Source organism: Actinoplanes sp. CA-142083 (assembly GCF_050942195.1).
Taxonomy (GTDB): Bacteria; Actinomycetota; Actinomycetes; order Mycobacteriales; family Micromonosporaceae; genus Actinoplanes.
In genome coordinates, this window is the sequence record NZ_CP192076.1 from 3684107 (window position 1) to 3702823 (window position 18717).

Here is an 18717-nt window from a genome sequence, read left to right on the forward strand (position 1 = left end):
GCACTACGCGAAGCTCCTATTTACGCAGGTTCTTGGCCTAGGCGACGATTCTGAGCCATCACCGGGGTCTTGCCGCAAGCCCCGGGTTGCGATATACGTTAGTAGTGGCGGGGAGTTCGGCTCCTCGCTTTTTTGCTGCCCACGTCTTGGCCTAGCCTCCTAGGATGCCCGGTGGGTGGTGCCCTGTCGGCGTTTCGGATCTTGATGATCTGCCGTTCGCCGCGAACGGCAGATCAGCAGAGCAGCGGCGGCGCGGCTCTGCGGCGGCCGGCGGGTTGCCTCGTTGACGCTCACGCGCTGTCGCGGCGTGCCTGGCGGCGGGCGTTGGTGGCGCGGGTCGAGGCTCGGCGCTTCTGGAGGTCGGGGGACTTCGGGCGGGAGGTTGAGCGCTGCGGGGCAAGGCGCGGCGCTGGCGGGGGAAGCGGGGCCGGGACGGCCAGTTCCTCGGCGACGCGCTCGGCGTGCAGGGCGTCGGCGCTGGCCTGGGCGGCCACCGCGAGCTGACGGCTCACGCCGGCGAGGATGTTCTCGAAGAGCTCGGCCTTCGCGCGGGCCCGGGCGTTGCGGGCGTGGGCCTTGCCCCGCCCGCCGGCGCCCTCGATGCTCGCGGCGGCCTGGCGACGGTACTGCTTGACGAACTTGTCGCGCTGGCGGCGGGCGCGGGCGTGCAGGTCGATCAGCTCGTCCTCGTCCATGCTGGTGAGCCGGTCGGGCCTCAGCTCCCGCACCACCGCGAGCTCGTTCTCGGCCAGCGTCCCCAGCAGCGCGTCCATGCTGTCCCCCTCGTGCCGTCGATCCGGAGCCAAGCGCCCAGTCTTGTTCCCGATCTCGGCCCGCACCTCCTTCGTCAGGGGTGAAAGCGCACGTCGGCCAGGTTTCGCAGGAGCAGGGCCTCGGCCAGGCAGATGCGGCCGAACTCGCGCAGGTCGAGGCTCTCGTCCGGGGAGTGGGTCCGGGAGTACGGGTCCTCCGCGCCGGTGACCAGGATGGTGGCGCCGGGGTAGAGGGCCTGCAGGTCGGCGATGAAGGGGATCGAGCCGCCCAGGCCCATGTCGACCGGCTCCGCGCCGTCCCAGGCGGCGCGCAGGGCGGCCCGGGCGGCCTCGTGCACCGGGCCGGAGGTGGTCAGGCTGCTGGGCTGGCCGGCGTACTCCAGGGTCACGGTCACCTGGGCGCCCCACGGGGTGTGCTGTTCCAGGTGGGTGCGCAGGGCCTGCCAAGCCGCTTCGGCGTCGTCGCCGGGCGCGACCCGTACGCCAATCTTGGCTTTTGCGGTCGGCACCAATGCGTTGGGCGCGGCGTCGGTGGGTGGCGCGTCGATGCCCAGGACCGAGATCGAGGGCTGGGTCCAGTTGCGGCTGGCGATGCTGCCGGCGCCGATCAGGCGGACGCCGTCGAGCATGCCCGACTGGCGGCGGAAACGCTGCTCGGGATAGTCGAGGCCGGTGTGGTCGTAGCCGGTCAGGCCGGCCACCGCGGGCGAGCCGTCGGCGTCGTGCAGGGTGGCGATCAGGCGGGCCAGCACGGTCAGCGCGTCCGGGGCCGGGCCGCCGTAGATGCCGCTGTGCACGGCGGATTCGAGCGTGCGCACCTCGACGTAGCAGTTGACCTCGCCGCGAAGCGAGGTGGTCAGCGCCGGCACGCCGATGTCCCAGTTCGTCGAGTCGGCGATCACGATGACGTCGGCACGCACATCGCCGGCGTGCTCGCGAAGGATGGCCGGGAGGGTGCGGGAGCCGTACTCCTCCTCGCCCTCGACGAACACGACGACGCCGACCGGCAGGTCCTCGCCGAACGCCCGCAGCGCCGCGACGTGGGCCATGATGCCGGACCGGTCGTCGGCCGTGCCGCGGCCGTAGAGGCGGCCGTCGCGCTCCACGGCCTCGAACGGGTCGCTGGTCCAGCCTCGGCGGTCCACGGCCGGCTGCACGTCGTGGTGGGCGTAGAGCATGACGGTGGGCGCCCCCGGCGGCGCCGGCCGGTGGGCGATCACAGCGGGCCGGCCGCCGGCGCTGACGATCGCCGGGTCGAGGCCGAGATCGCGCAGCAGGCCGGCGACTACCTCGGCGGACCGGTCGACCGGCGCGGGGTCGAAACCGTCGAAGGCAACGCTGGGGATCCGGACGAGTTGTTCGAGGCCGGCGCGGGCGGCGGGCAGCTCACGGGCGACGGCGGCCCGCAGGTCTTGCTCGGAGAGGGTCATGGCGAGCCTTGATTCCCGCAGCCCAGGTCGTTGGCACGCCGATCGCGCGTGACCATCGGCACGGGCCCGGAAATGAACCCAGTAGGGTGCGGTCATGCCGCCTCAGCGCCGCGATGCTGCCCGCAACCGGGAGCGTCTGCTTGCCGCGGCGCGGCGGCTGTTTGCCGAGCGGGGGCATGACGTGCCGCTCGAGGAGGTGGCCCGGGCGGCCGAGATGAGCCGGACGACGATCTATCGGAACTTCGCCAGCCGCGAGGAACTCGCGGCCGAGGTGCACGAGGACAACGTCGCGCGGATCGAGCGGCTGGCCCTTTCGCTGCGGGAGCGGGACGACGGGGTCGTGGTGCTGTTCGACTTCGTGCTGGGGATGCAGGGCGAGCATCGCAGCCTGACCCGGATTCTCTCGGCGGCGGACATCGAGCTGTTCACGTCGCTGTCGGAGCGGACCGTCGCCGCCTTCGTGCCGTTGGTCGCGCGGGCTCAGAAGGCGGGTGTGCTGCATCCGGGCGTCGGAGTGGAGGACGTGATGCTGGCGTTCTCGATGGCGGGCGGGGCGCTCGCCGACCATGCCTTCTCGGGGCGGCCCGAGGTGGGGGACCGGCTGCGGGAGATGCTGCACCGGGCCCTGTTCAGCCGCGGCTGACGACCACTTCGGTCTCCGCGTCGTGAGGTAGCGCCGAAGCGGTGCCGACGATGAAGTGCGCCCGCTGCCACGGCCGGTCGTCCAGCAGGAACGGCACTTCCTCGGCCTCCCACTCGTCCCAGAGACGCAACGCCTCGTCGACATCCCGGCCCAGCTCGGCCATGTCGCGGTCCATGCCGCGGCGTTTGGCCTCGGCGAAGTCGGACTGCACCCAGACCATGACGTCGACGAAGGGTGCCAGCGCCCGGCGGGACACACCGACGCCCTCGATGAGCACCGTCGTCGCGTCGGGAGACACGTCGATGTGGCCCGCGCGGCCGTCCCTGTCCCAGGCGGGCGGGCGGTAGTGGACCGTGTTGCCGGTGTGCAGCGGCTCCAGGACGCCGGCGATCATCAAGTCGTCCCAGCCGAAGCGCGAATGCGCCCACGCGACATCGTCGGAATGCACGACGGCAGCCGGACGCATCGCCCGGTGGAGACGCTGGGCCAGGGCGGTCTTGCCTCCTCCGCCGCGGCCGTCGACGGCGATGACCCGGGGGCGGCCGGCCGGCGTTCCGGCTTCCCGGGCCAGCGAGCGGGCGAAGGCATCGAGCGACTCGACGCGCCAGGGACCAGCCGCCGGCTCACCCGGCCCGAGCTTCATCGCCCCGCACTACCCGGGTAAGAGCCGCGGCACACCCGCGGGCGGCTGGCTGTTCGGTGCGGGGTATTCCGGCATATCGGCTGAATACCGGGTGCCTGTGGTATCCGTACGATGTCGCGGGTGATCGCCGGGATGTTCCGCCGTGCGGCGCCACGGGTTGGCGCCGTCCTTTTGCTGGTCGCCGCGAGCTCTGCTGTCGCGGCCATGACGACGGGTGCGGTGGCCTCGGTGGTGCACTGGGCCGGCTTCGTGCTGACGTTCGCCGCGGCGGGGTCCAAGCACTGGTGGCGGTACGTGCGGCACGGCGAGCCGGCGCCGTGGCGGGTGGAACACGAGGGCACCGCCGCGCCGTTCGTCACCGATCCGGGGCGGGATCGGACGGGATCGAGGCCGAGGCCCTCCTGGGCCCGCGACGTGAGCTCGCGGTAGGTCAGGTCGCGGAGAGCAGCAGGGGGAACGCCGCCAGGTAGGCCACGCCCAGGACGAGACCGTCGCGGCGGGTGAGGCGCCGGCCGCGGATCAGCAGCACTCCGGCGAGGAGGGCGCCCGACATCATGACGATCACCAGGGTCGCCTGACCGTGCGCCACCCCGGCCCGGTCGGCGAAGCCGATCACCGCGCCGCCGGCGAGGCCGTTGAACAGGTTGCTCCCGAACAGGTTGCCGACCACCAGGTCGGACTCGCCGCGGCGTTGCGCCTGGATGGTGGTGACCAGCTCCGGCAGCGAGGTGCCGATCGCCACCAGCGTGAAGCCGATGACGGCCGGTGACACGCCGAGCGCGGCCGCTCCCGCCGACGCGCCGACGACCAGCATCTGCGCGCCGGCCAGGACGCCGGCCAAGCCGAGCAGGGCGCGGAGCGGCTCCACCCACCACCGGCCGGCCGGCTCGCGGACGTCCTGCGCCGGCTCCGGCTGGTCCGCTCGTGCCCAGCGGATCAGCAACCACAGCGCGACGACGCAGGCCGCCGCCAGCACGACGGCGGCGCGGACGTCGAGTCCGGACAGGGTGAGCAGGCCGAACAGCAGGACCGAGGCGACGGCGAGCGGGACCTCCCGCCGGATCACCGACGTCGCGACCGGGACCGGAGCGATGACCGCGGCGATGCCGAGCAGAAGGCTCAGGTTCAGGATGTTCGAGCCGACCAGGTTGCCCACGGCCAGGCCGGGCTCGTCGCGGACCGCGGCCAGCCCGGACACCAGGAGCTCCGGCGTGGAGGTGCCGAGCCCGATCACGACGACCCCGATCACCACCGGGCTCACCCGCAGCTGGCGGCCCAGGCGCGACGATCCGAGGATGAGGTGGTCGGCCGCCCAGGTCAGCAGGACCAGGCCGATTGCGGTGAGCAGGACGTACACGACCATGGCGGCCCCCAGCCGACGGCGAACACTCACGCCGACCAGGCTTCCCGGCACACCTGCGGTCACCATATCCGCTGCGCGCAACGGTGTCTGTCGATTGACGCGCTGTGATCCTGCCCATCAGGATCCGCCTGGCGTCCGGCGTGTGGCAGCCTCGTGAAGGTGCGCCGCCTGCCCCTGTACGCCGAGACCGCGCTCGCCCTCGTCGCGGGGGTCGCGGCCTTCGTGCTCACCGCCGTCGTCGGCTCGTTGCTGCGCGACCATGTGCCGCAGGTGCCGGCGGTGGCGCTCGGCCTCGTGCTGCTCGCGGGAGTGCTGGCGACGGCCCGGGCGCTGGGCATTCTCTACGCGCTGCCGGTCGGGGTGGCGGCGATCGAGGCGTTCGACTGGTTCTTCCTGCCGCCGCTGCGCGACTTCGACGACTCCGCCGCGATCCTGCTCGGGCTGTTCATCGTGATGTCGGTGATCGTCGGCTCGGTGGCGACCGCCGCGACCCGCCGGGCCGTGCTGTCCGAGCGGGCCCACGGCGACCTGCTGGACGAGCAGGTCGCGCTGCGCCGGGTGGCGACGCTCGTGGCCGGCGGCTCGGCGCCCGAGGACGTGTTCGGGGCGATCGCCGACGAGCTGGCGGGGCTGATCGGGGCCGAGTCGACGTTCGTCACCCGGCTGAACGAGCCCCCGGAGTCGGTGACCGTGGTGGGCTCGTTCGGCGGGCTGACCGAGGACCTGCCGGTCGGGCACCGGATCGTGCTGACCGAGGCCATGCTGCTGAACCGGGTGGTCACCACCGGCGAGGCGGGGCAGCTGACTGGGCCGGCGCTGCGGGACGGGCCGTTCGGCGCGCTGGTCACCAAGCTTGGCATCCGGGTCGTGTTCGCCGCCCCGATCGTGGTCGGCGGCCGGCTGTGGGGCGTGGTGGTCGCCGGCACGGCCCGGACGGCGCTGCCCGAGGGCACCGAGGCGCGGGTCGGCGACTTCATCCACCTCGCGCAGCTGGCCATCGGCAACGCGCAGGCCGTGCAGCAGCTGCGGGCGCTGGTCGAGGAGCAGGCGTCGCTGCGCCGGCTGGCCGTGCTGATCGCCCAGGACTCGGCGCCGGAGCTGGTGTTCGCGGCGGTGACCAAGGAGGTGCTGCGGCAGTTCGGCAGCGGCACCGCCCGGATGATCCGCTACGAGCTGGACGGGTCGGCGACGCTGCTGGCCAACGAGGGGACGACCGGGCCGCACGTACGGGTCGGCCATGTGTGGGAGGGCTACCCGCCGGAGGGGATCACCGCGACGATCCACCGCACCGGTCAGACCGCCCGGGTGCACAACTTCCAGGAGTTGCCGGGCGGCGAGAAGTACGCCGAGGAGGGGCTGGTCTGGGCGGTCGGGATGCCGATCCACGCGAACGGCCGGCTCTGGGGGATGATCGCCGTCGGCTCGGGCGAGGGGCGGCTGCCGGACGACCTCGAAGGGCGGCTGGCCGAGTTCACCGACCTGGTGGCGGTCGCGGTGGCGAACGCGCAGAGCCGCGCCGAGCTGATCAGCTCCCGGGCCCGGATCGTGGCCGCCGCCGACGAGGCCCGCCGGCAGATCGAGCGGGACCTGCACGACGGCGCTCAGCAGCGGCTGGTCGCGCTCGCGCTGCGGTTGCGCACGGCGGCGGAGGGCGATCTTCCGGACCTCGCCGCCGACCTGCTCGTCGTGATCGACGAGCTGCGCGAGCTGTCCCGGGGCATCCACCCGGCCGTGCTGTCCGATTCCGGCCTGCGGCCGGCATTGCGGGCGTTGGGCCGCCGTTCGCCGCTTCCGGTGGAGATTGACGTACGGCTGGACGGGCGGCTCCCGCAGCCGGTGGAGATCGGCGCGTACTACGTGGTCTCCGAGGTGCTCACCAACGCGGTCAAGCATGCCGGCGCCACGGTCGTCACCGTCGACGCGTCGGTGCAGGACGGCCGGCTGGTGCTGGTGGTCAGCGACGACGGCTCGGGCGGCGCGGACCCGTCGCGCGGCTCCGGCCTGGTCGGGCTCATGGACCGCATCGAGGCGCTGGGCGGCACGATCGCGGTGCGCAGCCCGGCCGGCGGGGGCACGACCATCACCTGCCGGGTGCCGGTTTAGTGGGGCTAGCAGGCATGCGCGAGCAGATACGCGCTGTCACCCTGATCCGGTGACACTGCGCTGCCTGCTCGTCGACGACAACGAGCATTTCCTCGCCGCGGCTCGTGACCTGCTCGAGCGGGAGGGCCTGGTCGTCGCCGGCACCGCCGGGCGGATCGACGAGGCGGTGGCGCTCGCCGCCGAGCTGCGGCCCGACGTCGCGCTGGTCGACATCAACCTGGGCGGCGAGAGCGGCTTCGACCTGGCCGCGCGCCTGCACCCGACCCCGGTGATCATGATTTCGACGCATGCCGGCGACGACTACGAGGACCTGATCGAGGCCAGCCCCGCGATCGGCTTCGTCTCCAAGATCGCTCTGTCGGCCCGCGCCGTCCGGGATCTGCTCCCCACTACCGGCTAGCCGGTAGAGGAGAAGTCGGGCTGGCGGCAATGTGCCGGCCCGGTCCCGTTCGCAAGGCTGTGTCACGTGGGAACACCAGACCTGCTCGGCCGCCGGCGAGAGCGGCACGACCTCGACGAGGTGCTGCGCGACGTGCGGGCCGGGCACAGCCGGGTGCTGATCCTGCGCGGCGAGGCCGGCGCCGGCAAGACCGCGCTGCTCGACCATCTAGCGGGCCGGGCCGACGGCCACCGCGTGCTGCGCGCCGCCGGCGTCGAGTCGGAATCCGAGATCGCCTACTCGGCGCTGCAGCAACTGTGCGCGCCGCTGCTCGACGGCCTCGGCCGGCTGCCGGCGCCGCAGCGGGACGGGCTGAGCATCGCGTTCGGGCTCAGCGCCGGCGTGGTGCCCGAGCTGATGGTGCTGGGCATGGCCACGCTCGGGCTGTTCGCCGAGGCCGCCGCGGCCCGCCCGGTGGTCTGCGTGATCGACAACGCGCAGTGGCTCGACCGGCTCTCCAAGCTGATCCTGGCGTTCGTGGCCCGGCGGCTGGGCGCCGAGTCGCTGGCGCTGGTGTTCGCGGCCCGCGACACCGACGGCGAGGACCTGCTCGAAGGGCTGCCGGAGCTGCGGGTCGACGGCCTGCCCGAGGCGGACGCGCGGGAGCTGCTCGACGCCGTGCTGACGTCACCGGTGGACGCCCGGGTACGCGACCGGATCGTGGCCGAGACCAGCGGCAACCCCCTGGCGCTGCTGGAGCTGACCAAGGGCCTGTCGCCGGCCGAGCTGGCGTTCGGCTTCGGCGGCTTCAGCACCCGGCCGCTCGCGGGCCGGATCGAGGAGGGCTTCCGCCGGCGGATCGCGGCCCTGCCCGCCGACACCCGCAAGGTGCTGCTGGCCGCCGCGGTCGAGCCGATCGGCGACGCGCCGCTGCTGCGCCGGGCGATGGAGAAGCTCGGCGTCGGCGACGAAGCGGCTGTGGTGGCGCAGAGCGAAGGGCTTATCGAGATCGGGGCGTGCGTGCGGTTCCCGCACCCGGTGGTGCGCTCGGCCGCGTGGCGCTCCGGCAGCGCCGCCGAGCTGCGCGAGGTGCACGCCGCGCTCGCCGAGGTCACCGACCACGCCCAGGACCCCGACCGGCGGGCCTGGCATCGGGCGCACGCCGCGGCCGGGCCGGACGAGGAGGTTGCCCGGGAACTGGAGCTCTCCGCCGGCCGGGCCCTCGACCGGGGCGGACGCTCCGCGGCGGCGGCGTTCCTGGAACGGGCGGCGGCGCTGACCCGCGACCCGGGCCGGCGCAGCTCGCTGCTGGTGTCGGCGGCCCGGGCCCGGTTCCTGGCCGGATCGTTCGCGCTGGTGCCCGACCTGCTGGCGGCGGCCGAGGTGGGCCGGCCCGGCGACCTGGACCGGGCCCGCATCGAGCGGCTGCGCGCGCAGGTGGCGTTCGCGACCACGCACGGCCGGGAGGCGGGCCGGCCGCTGCTGGCCGCGGCGACCCGGCTGCGCGAGCTCGACCCGGCGGCGGCACGCGACACGTTCCTGTCGGCGGTCGGCGTGGCCGTGTACGCGGGCCGGTTCGGCGGGGACGACCTGCGGCGGGCGGCCGAGGCGGCCCGCGGCGCGTGGACCGGGCGGGAGGCCCCCGACCTGCTGCTGGCCGGGCTGGTTTCGTGGGTGCTCGACGGGCGCGCGCAGGCGGCGCCGCTGCTCTGTCAGGCGATCGACATGCTGGGGCCGGACGACCTGGGGCTGACCTGGCTGACGCCGTTCGTGGCGCTGGAGCTCTTCCGGATGGATCTGCTGGGCCGGATGAGCGAGCGAGCCGTCCGGCTCGCCCGGGACACGGGGACACTCTCGGTGCTGCCGACCGCCCTGGCCGTCCGGGCCGGCAGTTTCGTGTACGCCGGACGCCTGGCCGACGCGGCGATCGTCCTCGACGAGGTCGACGCCGTCGCCCAGCTCACCGGGGGATCGGTGCAGCAGGCCGGTGGGCTGCTGCTGGTCGCTTACCGCGGGCGCGAGAAGCCCGCCCTGGAAGCCATCTCGGCGAAGCTGACCGACGCGGAGGCCACCGGGAACGGACGGCTGCACACGCTGGCCCACCACCACAAGGCCGTCCTCTACAACGGACTCGGCAACCACCGAGCGGCGCTGGACGCGGCACTCGAAGCGGGCCGGCACGAGGACCTCGGGCTGCATTCGTGGACGCTGGGGGAGCTGATCGAGGCGGCCGCCCGGTCCGGGGAGCACCAGATCGCGGCCGACGCCCGGGAACGGCTCGGCGACCGTACGAAAATCGCCGGAACGTCTTGGGCGCTCGGAGCGCAAGCGATCGCCGATGCCCTCGCCGGGCCCGCGGAACAAGCCGAGGACAGCTATCGGGAGGCGATCGAGCGGCTTTCGGCGCCCGAGACGGCGATCGAGGGGTATCGGGCGCGGCTGCTGTTCGGGGAGTGGCTGCGGCGGGCCTCGCGGCGTGCCGAGGCTCGAACCCACCTCCGGGCGGCGCACGAGGCGTTCACCACGATGGGGGCGGAGGCGTTCGCGGACCGGGCGGGCCGGGAGCTGGCGGCGGCGGGGGAGCCGACCCGGATTCCGCGGCAGGTGGTGCGCGACCGGACCACGCTGACGTCGCAGGAGTCGGTGATCGCCCGGCGGGCGGCGGCGGGGCAGACCAATGTGGAGATCGGGGAGGCGCTGTTCCTGAGCCCGCGGACGGTCGAGTGGCACATGCGGAAGATCTTCGCGAAGCTCGGCATCCTGTCGCGCCGCGACTTGCCGGGCGCGATCGGCGGGAGCTGACCTCTGCTCACGCCGCGGGCTTCGCGGAGCGGGCGAGGAATGTGACGCTGGCCGAGCTCGACCGCGCCCTATAGTGGGTGCGACGCGTGGAGGAGGCCCGAATGCTGCTGGTACCCAGGCAGTTGCTCCGCTCCGGGATGACCGGGAACGTGCCCTACTACGGTGGCCGTTTCACGCCGGCCCAAGCCTGGGCGGCCTCCCACCCGGCTGGGGCGCCGACGACCGCGCCACCGGCCGCCGGGCCGGCCAACCGGGCGGCGCTCGACCACCTGCGCGATTCCGGGGTGCTCACCGCCACCGAGTACGACGAGCTGCTCGGGCGGATCGGCCGGTGACAGGCCCGGTCCAGGTCCTGGTGGTCGGATTCGCCGAGTTCGTCCACACCGGAGAGGTGATGGCGGAGCTGGAGCGGCTGCGCCGGGAAGGCACCGTACGGCTGCTCGACGTCCTGCTGGTGACGCGGGCCGAGGACGGGACGATCCATACGCTGCCCGCGCCGGCCGGCGCTCCCTCGGATATGGGCACGCGCGTGACCGCCATCCTCGGCGGGCCACAGGACGACGCCCCAGCATCGGGCGAAGTCCCCACCTGGTCACTGGCCGACGCGATCCCGGTCGGCGCCACCGCCGCCGTCGCGCTCATCGAGCACCTGTGGGCCGCGCCGCTGCGCGCGGCGATCCACCGCGTCGGTGGCACGGCGCTCGACGAGACCTGGCTCGCGCAACAGGACGTCGATCGGCTGGAACAGCTGATCACCTCAGCCGACAACTGAGCACGAGCGCGCGCCACCTTTGAGACCGCCACGAGGGGCGCCTTTCGTCAAGCTCTACGCGGCGTAGGCCCGCAGCATGACCAGCGCGCCGTCGAGCGCCACCTCCAGCGGCTCGATCGAGTCCTTCGCCTGCATCACCAGCAGCCCGCCCTGCAGCGTCGCGAACATCGCCAGCGCCAGCCGATCCGGCTCGGCGTCGGCGCGCAGCAGGCCGCCGGCCCGCATCCGCCGCAGCCCGGCCGCCAGCAGCTCGCACCACCGGTCGGCGTGCCCGGCGACGTCGGCCGCGAGCTGCGGATCGGCCGGCGCCACCTCGTTGACCAGCGCCGTGATCGAGCAGTACTTGTGGGTGAGACCGCGGTAGTGGTCGACGACCGCGTCGCGCCAGCCCTGCCAGGACTCCCACGTGTCGAGGTGGTCGATCCACGGGCGCTGGGCCTCGAGGACCCGCGAGCTCTGGAACGCCGCGATCGCCGAGACGAGGTCGCTCTTGCCGCCGGGGAAGTAGTGGAACAGCTGGCTCTTGCTGGTGGCGGTGCCGGCCCGGATGTCGTCGAGGGTCATGCCCCCGACACCGCGGTCGAGGATCAGATCGGTGGCGGCCCGCACAATCCGGTCCCTGGTCGCGGCCCCTTTGGCGGTCAGGCCCGTCACTAGTGGGGGCTCAGCTTCACGGTGGGGGCGGCCAGGCCCTCGAACCACGACGCCTCGCGCACGGTGTCGAGGATCCGCTGCTGGCCGGCGGCGTCCTGCCGGTCGATGAACAGGATGCCGTCGAGGTGGTCGGTCTCGTGCTGCATGCAGCGCGACAGGATGCCGTCGCCGACCACCTGCACCGGGTCACCGTGCTTGGTGTATCCCTTGGCCAGCACGTTCATCCGGCGGCGAGTGTCGAGGTAGATCCCGGGGATCGACAGGCAGCCCTCGAAGCCGTCCTGGGTTTCCTCGTCGGGGAAGTCCAGCACCGGGTTGACCAGGTGGTCGAGTTTCAGGTCGTTGCCCGGCAGCTCGGGAGCGATCGCGAAGACCCGCAGGCTCACGCCGATCTGCGGGGCCGCGAGGCCCGCGCCGCGGGAGGCCGCCAGGGTCTCGTTGAGGTCCTTGACCAGGCGGTGCAGCTCGGCGTCGAAGTCGGTGACCTCGGCCGCCGGCTTGCGCAGCACCGAGTCGCCGACCTTGCGGATGTCCAGCACAGTCATGTCGACAAGTCTCCTCTCCGCTCACTGGACTGTATAGTCCAACGATGGCGAGGCTGGGCGTTTCCGTCCATCTTTCCGGCCGTGATGCCCGCTACTCCGTCGACGGCTTGATGCGGTAGCGCAGGTGCAGGACGTCCGAGGCCTCCCGGGGCTGGACCAGCTCGAACTCCACCGGTTCCGCCGGGAGGCCGTCGAACAGGCGACGGCCCTGCCCGAGCAGCACGGGGACCACATGCAGGTCCAGCTCGTCGACCTCGCCGGCGCGAAGCAGCGCCTGCGCCGCGCCCGCTCCGTGCACCATGGCGACCCCGTCCCCGACCGCGGCCCGGGCCAGCGCGGCACACTCGGCGACGTCGGTGACGAACCGGACGGTGCCCGGCGGCGTCTGGTCAGGGACCTGATGAGTCAGCACGAAGATCGGCACACCGTCGTGGTGGTCGCCGCCCCAGTGGCCGGCCAGCTCGTACGTCCGGCGGCCGGAGATCAGCGCCCGGGTGGCCATGGCTTCCGCGTACACCTCGCCGCTGGGGCCGGGGTCGTTGCGTTTGTCGAGCCAGTTGAACAGCCGGAACCCGCCGGCGCCCATCGGCGCGTCCGGCCCGTCGTCCGGACCCGCGACGAAGCCGTCCAGCGACACCGTCATGTCCACCCGAATCTTGCCTGTCATCTCCGTCATGAACAGACAGACCGCGCAGCTTGTCGAGAGTCATCGCCGGATCGCATTGCAGTCGTAACGGAGAAGCTGATCCAGCAACTGCCGCGTGACCGCTGACACCCTGGCGCGGGCATCCCCGGTACGTCCCAGGGAGTCCACCAGGGTGCCGCACGGGCTCGCCCGTACCCCCTGGTGGGCAAACGTGGACTCCATCAAGAGAAGACCTTGGGGGGATCGACGTGAGCCTTGCAGTGACCAGCTCTCCAGACAGCGCCGCCGCGGCCGACGAGGCGCGGCTGACCGCGCTGCACGAGGAGTACGCGCCGGTGCTCCTCGGCTACCTCGCCGGGTTCACCGGCGGCAGCCGGCCGGCCGCCGAGGACCTCCTGCAGGAGACGATGATCCGGGCCTGGTGCAACCTCGGCTCGCTGCCGACCGAGCCCGAGCACACCCGGCGCTGGTTCTTCACCGTCGCCCGGCACGTGGCCATCGACGCGATCCGCCGCCGCCGCGCCCGGCCCGTCGAGGTCGACGCCCTGGACACGGTCCCCGCCCAGCACGCCGACGAGACCACCGACACCGTGGTCGCGCTCGACTCGCTGCGCGGCGCGCTCGGCTCGCTCAGCACCGACCACCGCGCCATCCTCGCCGAGCTTTACCTCAAGGGCAGCTCCACCGCCGAGGCCGCCGAGCGGCTCGGCGTGCCGGTCGGCACCGTGAAGTCCCGCGCCCACTACGCGCTGCGGTCACTGCGCCTGGCCATCGTCGGTGCGCGATGAACCCGCTGAAGGTGGGCTCGCACACGGTCGAGCTGGGCGGCCTCACCCAGCGCTACCACGTGCGCGGCCGCGGCGGCGCGGTGCTCGTGGCAATGCCGGGCGGGCCCGGGGTCGGCTGGGAGTACCTGCGGATGCCGGCCGTCGAGCAGCGCATGACGGTCGTCTACGTGGAGCCGCTGGGCACCGGACAGTCCGGCCGCCTGCCGGGCCACCCGCACGGCTACACCCGCGACGTGTACGCCGAGGCCCTCGACCGCCTCCTCGACCACCTGGGCCGGGAGAAGGTGTTCCTGCTCGGCCACGGCTACGGCGGCAACGTCGCCCAGCTGTACGCCGCGCGCCGCCCCGAACGGCTGGCCGGCCTGGTCCTGTATGCGAGCACCCCGGTCAACGGCCCGGAGCACATCGCCGAGACCTCCCGCCAGCTCAGCCAGTTCGTCCGCCGCAACCAGTGGAACCCGGAGCTGCCGGCGGTGCTCGACGCGATCCGGTCGCTGGATGGGCTCGCTGACGACGACCGCTTGGGCGCGGCCGTGCGCGGGCTGTTCCCGGCCTGCGTGGCGCACTACTGGGCGCGCAAGCGGGAGCTCGGCCCGCTGCGGGCGCGGCTGCGGATGACGCACGTCTCCGGCCTGGACGCGGTCGGGCTGCCCGAGGTCATCGACGACCGGGCGCTGCTGCCCGCGATCGGCGTGCCGGCGCTGGTGGTGACCGGCTGCTACGACATCTACGGCGGGTTGCGCTGGGGCCGGGAGCTGCACGCGCTGATCCCGGGGGCGCGGCTGCTGGTTCTCGCGTACAGCGGGCACATCGGCCACGTCGAGGAGCCGGAGCGGTTCGCCGAGGGGATCGCCGGCTTCGTGCGGGGCGCGGAGGGGCTGGTCACGACCGTGCCGGCACGGCATGTCGTCAAGGTGCCCCAGCTAGGAGAGCAGCACGCCGGATCCTATTCGAGCGGCCGCAGACCGGCCCCGTCCGCGACGTAGGCGCTCGCCAGCTCCTTCGCCCCGGCCAAGCCCATTACACCGCGCCCGATCGATGCGGGAGTCGGCGCATTCGGCAGGTTCGCCGTGAACTGCTCCAAGGTCAAATTCGATTTCCCCGCGTACGCCCGGATCGCGGTATCGCCGATTTTCGTGCCGGGCGTGATCACGGGCAGCACGGTCGTCATCGCGATGCCCAGGTTTCTCGCCTCGGCCGCCGCGTAGCCGGTGATCAGCCGTACGGTGGCCTTCGCGCCCGCGTAACCGCCGCTCAGCGGTGAACCGCGCAGCTCGGCCGCGCTGCCGAACATCACGACCGTCGAGCCCGGCGCGAGCGGCAGCCGCAGCGCGGCCCGCAACCAGGCGAAGGCGATCCGCACATCCGTGTGCCAGTTCGCCGAGAAACTCTCCCACGTGTGCGCGGTCAACGGCCGCATCTCCGGCACCGCCCCCGCCGTGATCACGAGCAGATCCGGGCGGTGCTCGGCCAGCACCTTCTCGGCGAGGCCCTCATCGGTGGCGTCGCCCGACACCCCGTCGATCCCGTCGAGATCCCGCGCCACCGGGGTGACCCGGGCGCCCGCCTCGCTCGCCGCCAGGGCCACGCCGCGACCCAGGCCCCGGCTTCCACCGACCACAACTACCGACTTCATCGTTCCTCCCAGCGTGTGTTGGTCAGCTGGGTAGATCCGGGGCGGCCGGCCGAATCACCGGCTGCCCGAACATCGGGAACAACTCGGGCTGAAGGAAGATGTGGATCCGCCGGACCCCGCCGCGATCGAGCTCGAGCACCTGCAGCGCGTGGGCCTCCCGGCCCAGATACATGGCGAAGGTCGGCTGCCCGTTGGCGCCCGGTGTCACCGGAAGCATCGCGAAACGACCCGCTTGCCGGAGCACATGGTGGCCGAGGAATCCGAGAACCGGGGTGCGCCCGGCGAACCACGTGGCGTGGGGCGGCATCTCCAGGGTCACGTCCTCCCGGAGCAGCGTGGCGAGCGCACCGATATCGGCGTGTTCGAACGCTTCCACGTACCGGAGCAACTGCTTTTGAACGCCGGGACCAACCTGCTCACTCATCTCGTCGGGATCCGGCGCCTCCCGCGAGATGCGCTCGCGGGCGCGCACCAGGGCGCTGTTCACCGCCACGGTCGTCGTGCCGAGAATGCCGGCCACCTCGTCGGCCGGCAGCTCCGCCACGTCCCGCAGGATCAGCACCGCCCGCTGCCGGGCCGGCAGATGCTGCAGCGCCGCCACGAACGCCAGCCGCACCCGCTGCCGGTTCCCGGCCGCCTCGGCGGGATCCATCGGCAACGGACCCACCCACGGGGTCTCCGCCGGCGCGGACCGGGCGCGCGGCAGCCAGTCGGGCTCCGGATCGCCCAGGCCGGCCGGCAGGAAACGCCGCCCGCGCTGCTCCAGGAACCGGAGGCAGACGTTGGTGGCGATCTGATGCAGCCAGGTGCGCATCGACGACCGCCCCTCGAACCGGTCGTAGCCCCGCCAGGCCCGCACGAACGCCTCCTGGACGGCGTCCTCGGCGTCGGCCGCCGACCCGAGCATCCGATAACAATGCGCGAGAATCTCCCGCCGAAGCGGCCCAGCAGCCGCCGCGAAGCTGGTCTCGTCCCCCACCATCCCGACATTACGCACCACGCGCGCACCTCCTCGTACCGGTTTGGATCCGCGCGCGCAGCGGAACTCACCGGCTTCGCAGAAGCAAAGGTGCCGCCCGGGAACAGGCGCCCCGAGCGGGTGGCCAGCGCCGGGCGGGGGGACTCGCGCGGTATCGCGGCGGATTGCTGGATGACGGCCGGGTGGTCGGGCCAGGCCGGGAATCGGGGTGAAAACCGGTTGCGCTGGCGCTGGGGTGTGATGGGGTCGGCGTATGTCGATCTCGATGGAGCGTGCGACGCCGGAATCTCTGGGCGAGGTCGTCGAGGCGGTGGCGGGCTGGCAGCACACCGGCGGGCCGGTGCAGCTTCACCCTGGTGACCTGGGATGGAACTGGAGCCATGGCGCCCCGGCGCTGGCCGGCGCCGTCCGGGTGTGGCGCCGTGGCGGGGAGATCCTGGCCGTCGGCATGGTGGACGACAAAGCGGGGCTGATCCGCATGGGTATCGCCCCGAGCGTCGGCGGCGACGCCGCGTTCGCCGCCAGCGTGCTGGCCGGCCTGGCGGATCCGGTGCGGGCCGTCGAGGCTCGTTTCGGGGATGCCTTTCGCGATCTCCTGCGTCGCAGCGGCTGGGTGGCCGATGAGGCGTGGACCCCGTTGGCTCGCGAGCTGACCGAGCCGGTGCCGGACGGCGGGCTCCGGGTCGAGGTCGTCGGCGGGCACAACGTCGGCGATCGGGTCGCGGTGGGGCGGGCCATGTTCCCGACCTCGACGTTCACCCTGGAGCGCTGGCGCGCGATGGCCGCCGCCCCGCCGTACCGCCGGGCCCGGTGCCTGGTCGGTTACGACGGTGACGGCGCCGCGGTCGCAGCGGTGACGGTGTGGTCGGCGGGGGAAGGGCGGCCGGGTCTGCTCGAGCCGCTCGGCGTTCATCCCGATCACCGCGGGCATGGGTACGGCCGGGCGATCACCCTGGCCGCGGCCGCCGCCCTGCGGGAGATGGGGTCGTCCAGCGCGACTGTGTGTACCCCTAGCGACAACGCCGGTGGCGTGGGCGCGTACGTGTCGGCGGGTTTTCGGCAGCTTCCGGACGTCACCGACTTCCGCCGTACGAAGTGACGGCCGTTGCGGGAACCCGCAAATCCGTTCGCCCGGTGGCGCGTTCGTTGACCGCTTGAAGTGGTTGCCCGCACGCTGCGACCACACGGCGGGAACCCACCCGCCGCGTCACGAACGGGGGCTTCATCATGCGTGTTCCTCGGTTCCTCGCCGCGCTGGCGATCCTCGGATCGCTCGCCTTCGCCACGCCGGCGGCGGCCGCGCCGCCAAGTGTGCCGGCCGACTCGGCCCGAGCAGCGGCCGCCTTCTCCGTGCCGGTCATCCGCAGCCTCGACGCCGACGCCGCCGGCAAGTGCCTGGACGCCTACAACTGGGGCGCCGGGCCGTGGGTGCAGATGTACCCGTGCCACGGCGGGGCCAACCAGTTCTGGACGCTGTACAAGGGCTACGGCAACGGGACGTTCGACATTTTCTACACCTACAACGGCGTGAACAAGTGCCTCGACGGGGTGGCGGGGCACGGCCAGCAGCTCACGGTGTGGAATTGCGACCGCACCACGGGGCAGCGCTTCAAGCAGCGCGGCTCGGAGCCGGGGGCGATGGTCTTCGAGAACGTGCGCTACCCGGGCGAGTGCCTGGACGTCTCCGACTGGGGTCGCGGCGCCGCGGTCATCCTGTTCACCTGCAACCTGGCGCCTAACCAGGCCTGGTCACGGTTGTACTGAACACCTGGTCCGGGCTCTCCACGTGGGCGTTGTGGCCGAGCCCGGCCAGCGTGGCGACTGGTACGCCCAGCTCCGCCAGCTGCTCGCCGGTGTTCATCGGGTCGTGCTCGCCCCGGGCCAGGGTGACCAGCGCCGCCGACCGCGCCACGAGCCCGGCCATGTCGGGCGCGCCCACGCCGAAAGCGCGCGGGTCCAGCGCCAGCCGCCACCTTCCGTCCTGCTCGCGGACGCCGGCCCGCACCGCGGGGTCGTCGTCGGCGAGCAGGCCGGCCAGGCCTGACACCCGCAGGTGCCGGGCGACGGCCTCGTCGCGCGAGCCGAACCACGTCACCGGCCGCTCGGCCAGCGCCCGGGCGCGGCCGAGCTCCTCATCGCTCCAGGTAACCTTGATGCCGAGGCCGACCACCCCGGCCATCGGCAAGCGAGCGGCCAGGGCCAGGGCGACCACCCCGCCGAGCGAATGGCCCAGCACGACGGTGCTTCCCGGCCGCGAGACGAGCGGGCTCACCGCCTCCGCGAGAGCGTCGAACGTGTACTCCGGCAGCGCCGCCGACCCGCCGTGACCGGGGAGGTCCGGCGCCAGCCAGCGGCCGGGCCACCGGCTCGCGAGCACCGGCGCCCACCCGGCCCACACGTCGCCGGTTGCGCCCAGCCCGTGCAACAGCAGCAGCAGCGGCTCGTCCTCGCCGCCGCCGGTCACCCGCAACGCCGTGTCCATGCCCGGAGTCTGCCATCCGGCGGCGTCGCGCAGTTTCTGTGAGATCAACTTACATTTCAAGTCTTGATTTTTTCGATAC

General features: G+C 72.9%; 21 protein-coding genes. 11 read left to right on the plus strand and 10 right to left on the minus strand.

Annotation, left to right across the window (positions count from 1 at the left end):
* Nucleotides 1-290: 290 nt before the first annotated feature.
* Nucleotides 291-773, minus strand: a complete 483-nt coding sequence (locus ACQPZX_RS16810) for a hypothetical protein (RefSeq protein WP_433381281.1) — start codon at nucleotides 771-773, stop codon at nucleotides 291-293.
* 74 nt (nucleotides 774-847) lie between these two features.
* Nucleotides 848-2203 (minus strand): dipeptidase, encoded by a 1356-nt coding sequence (locus tag ACQPZX_RS16815; RefSeq protein ID WP_433381284.1) that lies wholly within the window; start codon nucleotides 2201-2203, stop codon nucleotides 848-850.
* Nucleotides 2204-2297: 94 nt separating this feature from the next.
* On the opposite strand from ACQPZX_RS16815, the gene ACQPZX_RS16820 reads away from it, so the two are divergent.
* Complete coding sequence (locus ACQPZX_RS16820; RefSeq protein ID WP_433381287.1) at nucleotides 2298-2846, plus strand: TetR/AcrR family transcriptional regulator; 549 nt, start codon at nucleotides 2298-2300, stop codon at nucleotides 2844-2846.
* On the opposite strand, the gene ACQPZX_RS16825 is transcribed toward ACQPZX_RS16820, so the two are convergent.
* A complete protein-coding gene (locus ACQPZX_RS16825) occupies nucleotides 2833-3489 on the minus strand; it encodes a uridine kinase family protein (RefSeq protein WP_433381290.1) in 657 nt (218 codons plus the stop codon). The genes ACQPZX_RS16820 and ACQPZX_RS16825 overlap by 14 nt on opposite strands.
* Before the next feature lie 120 nt (nucleotides 3490-3609).
* On the opposite strand from ACQPZX_RS16825, the gene ACQPZX_RS16830 reads away from it, so the two are divergent.
* Nucleotides 3610-3918 (plus strand): hypothetical protein, encoded by a 309-nt coding sequence (locus tag ACQPZX_RS16830; RefSeq protein WP_433381293.1) that lies wholly within the window; start codon nucleotides 3610-3612, stop codon nucleotides 3916-3918.
* 1 nt (nucleotide 3919) lies between these two features.
* Here ACQPZX_RS16830 and ACQPZX_RS16835 read toward each other — a convergent pair whose 3' ends face one another.
* Nucleotides 3920-4852 carry a calcium/sodium antiporter gene (locus ACQPZX_RS16835; RefSeq protein ID WP_433385277.1) on the minus strand — a complete coding sequence of 311 codons (933 nt, stop codon included), beginning with the start codon at nucleotides 4850-4852 and terminating at the stop codon, nucleotides 3920-3922.
* A gap of 159 nt (nucleotides 4853-5011) precedes the next feature.
* Between ACQPZX_RS16835 and ACQPZX_RS16840 the strand changes: the two genes are divergently transcribed.
* From ACQPZX_RS16840 to ACQPZX_RS16860, 5 genes are all read left to right on the plus strand, one after another.
* Complete coding sequence (locus tag ACQPZX_RS16840) at nucleotides 5012-6955, plus strand: GAF domain-containing protein (protein ID WP_433381296.1); 1944 nt, start codon at nucleotides 5012-5014, stop codon at nucleotides 6953-6955.
* 49 nt (nucleotides 6956-7004) lie between these two features.
* Entirely contained in the window at nucleotides 7005-7355 is a 351-nt protein-coding gene (locus ACQPZX_RS16845) for a response regulator (RefSeq protein WP_433381299.1), read from the plus strand.
* A gap of 66 nt (nucleotides 7356-7421) precedes the next feature.
* Entirely contained in the window at nucleotides 7422-10136 is a 2715-nt protein-coding gene (locus ACQPZX_RS16850) for an ATP-binding protein (RefSeq protein ID WP_433381301.1), read from the plus strand.
* Between the two features lie 101 nt (nucleotides 10137-10237).
* Complete coding sequence (locus ACQPZX_RS16855; RefSeq protein WP_433381304.1) at nucleotides 10238-10471, plus strand: hypothetical protein; 234 nt, start codon at nucleotides 10238-10240, stop codon at nucleotides 10469-10471.
* The gene (locus tag ACQPZX_RS16860) at nucleotides 10468-10908 is read left to right on the plus strand and encodes a hypothetical protein (protein ID WP_433381306.1); all 441 of its coding nucleotides are present in this window, start codon (nucleotides 10468-10470) and stop codon (nucleotides 10906-10908) included. Before ACQPZX_RS16855 ends, ACQPZX_RS16860 begins: the two co-directional genes overlap by 4 nt.
* 54 nt (nucleotides 10909-10962) lie before the next feature.
* Here the strand turns inward: ACQPZX_RS16860 and ACQPZX_RS16865 are convergent, their stop codons facing one another.
* The 3 genes from ACQPZX_RS16865 to ACQPZX_RS16875 form a co-directional block, all read right to left on the minus strand.
* Nucleotides 10963-11562, minus strand: a complete 600-nt coding sequence (locus ACQPZX_RS16865; RefSeq protein WP_433381308.1) for a TetR/AcrR family transcriptional regulator — start codon at nucleotides 11560-11562, stop codon at nucleotides 10963-10965.
* Entirely contained in the window at nucleotides 11562-12107 is a 546-nt protein-coding gene (gene def / locus ACQPZX_RS16870) for a peptide deformylase (protein WP_433381311.1), read from the minus strand. Before def ends, ACQPZX_RS16865 begins: the two co-directional genes overlap by 1 nt.
* Before the next feature lie 91 nt (nucleotides 12108-12198).
* A complete protein-coding gene (locus ACQPZX_RS16875; protein WP_433381314.1) occupies nucleotides 12199-12774 on the minus strand; it encodes a dihydrofolate reductase family protein in 576 nt (191 codons plus the stop codon).
* Nucleotides 12775-13001: 227 nt separating this feature from the next.
* Between ACQPZX_RS16875 and ACQPZX_RS16880 the strand changes: the two genes are divergently transcribed.
* Both ACQPZX_RS16880 and ACQPZX_RS16885 read left to right on the plus strand, forming a co-directional pair.
* Nucleotides 13002-13541 (plus strand): sigma-70 family RNA polymerase sigma factor, encoded by a 540-nt coding sequence (locus tag ACQPZX_RS16880; protein ID WP_433381317.1) that lies wholly within the window; start codon nucleotides 13002-13004, stop codon nucleotides 13539-13541.
* On the plus strand, nucleotides 13538-14527 hold the full coding sequence (locus tag ACQPZX_RS16885) for an alpha/beta fold hydrolase (RefSeq protein WP_433381320.1): 990 nt from the start codon (nucleotides 13538-13540) through the stop codon (nucleotides 14525-14527). The genes ACQPZX_RS16880 and ACQPZX_RS16885 overlap by 4 nt, the downstream gene beginning before the upstream one ends.
* Here ACQPZX_RS16885 and ACQPZX_RS16890 read toward each other — a convergent pair.
* Nucleotides 14488-15177, minus strand: a complete 690-nt coding sequence (locus ACQPZX_RS16890) for an SDR family NAD(P)-dependent oxidoreductase (protein WP_433381323.1) — start codon at nucleotides 15175-15177, stop codon at nucleotides 14488-14490. The two genes, ACQPZX_RS16885 and ACQPZX_RS16890, sit on opposite strands and share 40 nt — an antisense overlap.
* 22 nt (nucleotides 15178-15199) lie before the next feature.
* Nucleotides 15200-16159 carry an RNA polymerase subunit sigma-70 gene (locus tag ACQPZX_RS16895; protein WP_433385280.1) on the minus strand — a complete coding sequence of 320 codons (960 nt, stop codon included), beginning with the start codon at nucleotides 16157-16159 and terminating at the stop codon, nucleotides 15200-15202.
* Between the two features lie 250 nt (nucleotides 16160-16409).
* Between ACQPZX_RS16895 and ACQPZX_RS16900 the strand changes: the two genes are divergently transcribed.
* Both ACQPZX_RS16900 and ACQPZX_RS16905 read left to right on the plus strand, forming a co-directional pair.
* A complete protein-coding gene (locus tag ACQPZX_RS16900) occupies nucleotides 16410-17255 on the plus strand; it encodes a GNAT family N-acetyltransferase (RefSeq protein WP_433381326.1) in 846 nt (281 codons plus the stop codon).
* A gap of 128 nt (nucleotides 17256-17383) precedes the next feature.
* Complete coding sequence (locus ACQPZX_RS16905; protein WP_433381329.1) at nucleotides 17384-17920, plus strand: RICIN domain-containing protein; 537 nt, start codon at nucleotides 17384-17386, stop codon at nucleotides 17918-17920.
* On the opposite strand, the gene ACQPZX_RS16910 is transcribed toward ACQPZX_RS16905, so the two are convergent.
* Nucleotides 17892-18638 carry an alpha/beta fold hydrolase gene (locus tag ACQPZX_RS16910; protein ID WP_433381332.1) on the minus strand — a complete coding sequence of 249 codons (747 nt, stop codon included), beginning with the start codon at nucleotides 18636-18638 and terminating at the stop codon, nucleotides 17892-17894. The two genes, ACQPZX_RS16905 and ACQPZX_RS16910, sit on opposite strands and share 29 nt — an antisense overlap.
* Between the last annotated feature and the right edge of the window lie 79 nt (nucleotides 18639-18717).

Excerpts from the sequence above, each read along its gene's own strand:
- ACQPZX_RS16820 (WP_433381287.1), top strand. The coding sequence starts at position 2,298 with ATGCCGCCTCAGCGCCGCGATGCTGCCCGCAACCGGGAGCGTCTGCTT.
- ACQPZX_RS16810 (WP_433381281.1), bottom strand. The coding sequence starts at position 773 with ATGGACGCGCTGCTGGGGACGCTGGCCGAGAACGAGCTCGCGGTGGTG.
- ACQPZX_RS16815 (WP_433381284.1), bottom strand. The coding sequence starts at position 2,203 with ATGACCCTCTCCGAGCAAGACCTGCGGGCCGCCGTCGCCCGTGAGCTG.
- ACQPZX_RS16825 (WP_433381290.1), bottom strand. The coding sequence starts at position 3,489 with ATGAAGCTCGGGCCGGGTGAGCCGGCGGCTGGTCCCTGGCGCGTCGAG.
- ACQPZX_RS16900 (WP_433381326.1), top strand. The coding sequence starts at position 16,410 with ATGTCGATCTCGATGGAGCGTGCGACGCCGGAATCTCTGGGCGAGGTC.
- ACQPZX_RS16875 (WP_433381314.1), bottom strand. The coding sequence starts at position 12,774 with ATGACAGGCAAGATTCGGGTGGACATGACGGTGTCGCTGGACGGCTTC.
- ACQPZX_RS16895 (WP_433385280.1), bottom strand. The coding sequence starts at position 16,159 with ATGGTGGGGGACGAGACCAGCTTCGCGGCGGCTGCTGGGCCGCTTCGG.
- ACQPZX_RS16910 (WP_433381332.1), bottom strand. The coding sequence starts at position 18,638 with ATGGACACGGCGTTGCGGGTGACCGGCGGCGGCGAGGACGAGCCGCTG.
- ACQPZX_RS16835 (WP_433385277.1), bottom strand. The coding sequence starts at position 4,852 with ATGGTCGTGTACGTCCTGCTCACCGCAATCGGCCTGGTCCTGCTGACC.
- ACQPZX_RS16905 (WP_433381329.1), top strand. The coding sequence starts at position 17,384 with ATGCGTGTTCCTCGGTTCCTCGCCGCGCTGGCGATCCTCGGATCGCTC.
- ACQPZX_RS16885 (WP_433381320.1), top strand. The coding sequence starts at position 13,538 with ATGAACCCGCTGAAGGTGGGCTCGCACACGGTCGAGCTGGGCGGCCTC.
- ACQPZX_RS16890 (WP_433381323.1), bottom strand. The coding sequence starts at position 15,177 with ATGAAGTCGGTAGTTGTGGTCGGTGGAAGCCGGGGCCTGGGTCGCGGC.
- ACQPZX_RS16855 (WP_433381304.1), top strand. The coding sequence starts at position 10,238 with ATGCTGCTGGTACCCAGGCAGTTGCTCCGCTCCGGGATGACCGGGAAC.
- def (WP_433381311.1), bottom strand. The coding sequence starts at position 12,107 with ATGACTGTGCTGGACATCCGCAAGGTCGGCGACTCGGTGCTGCGCAAG.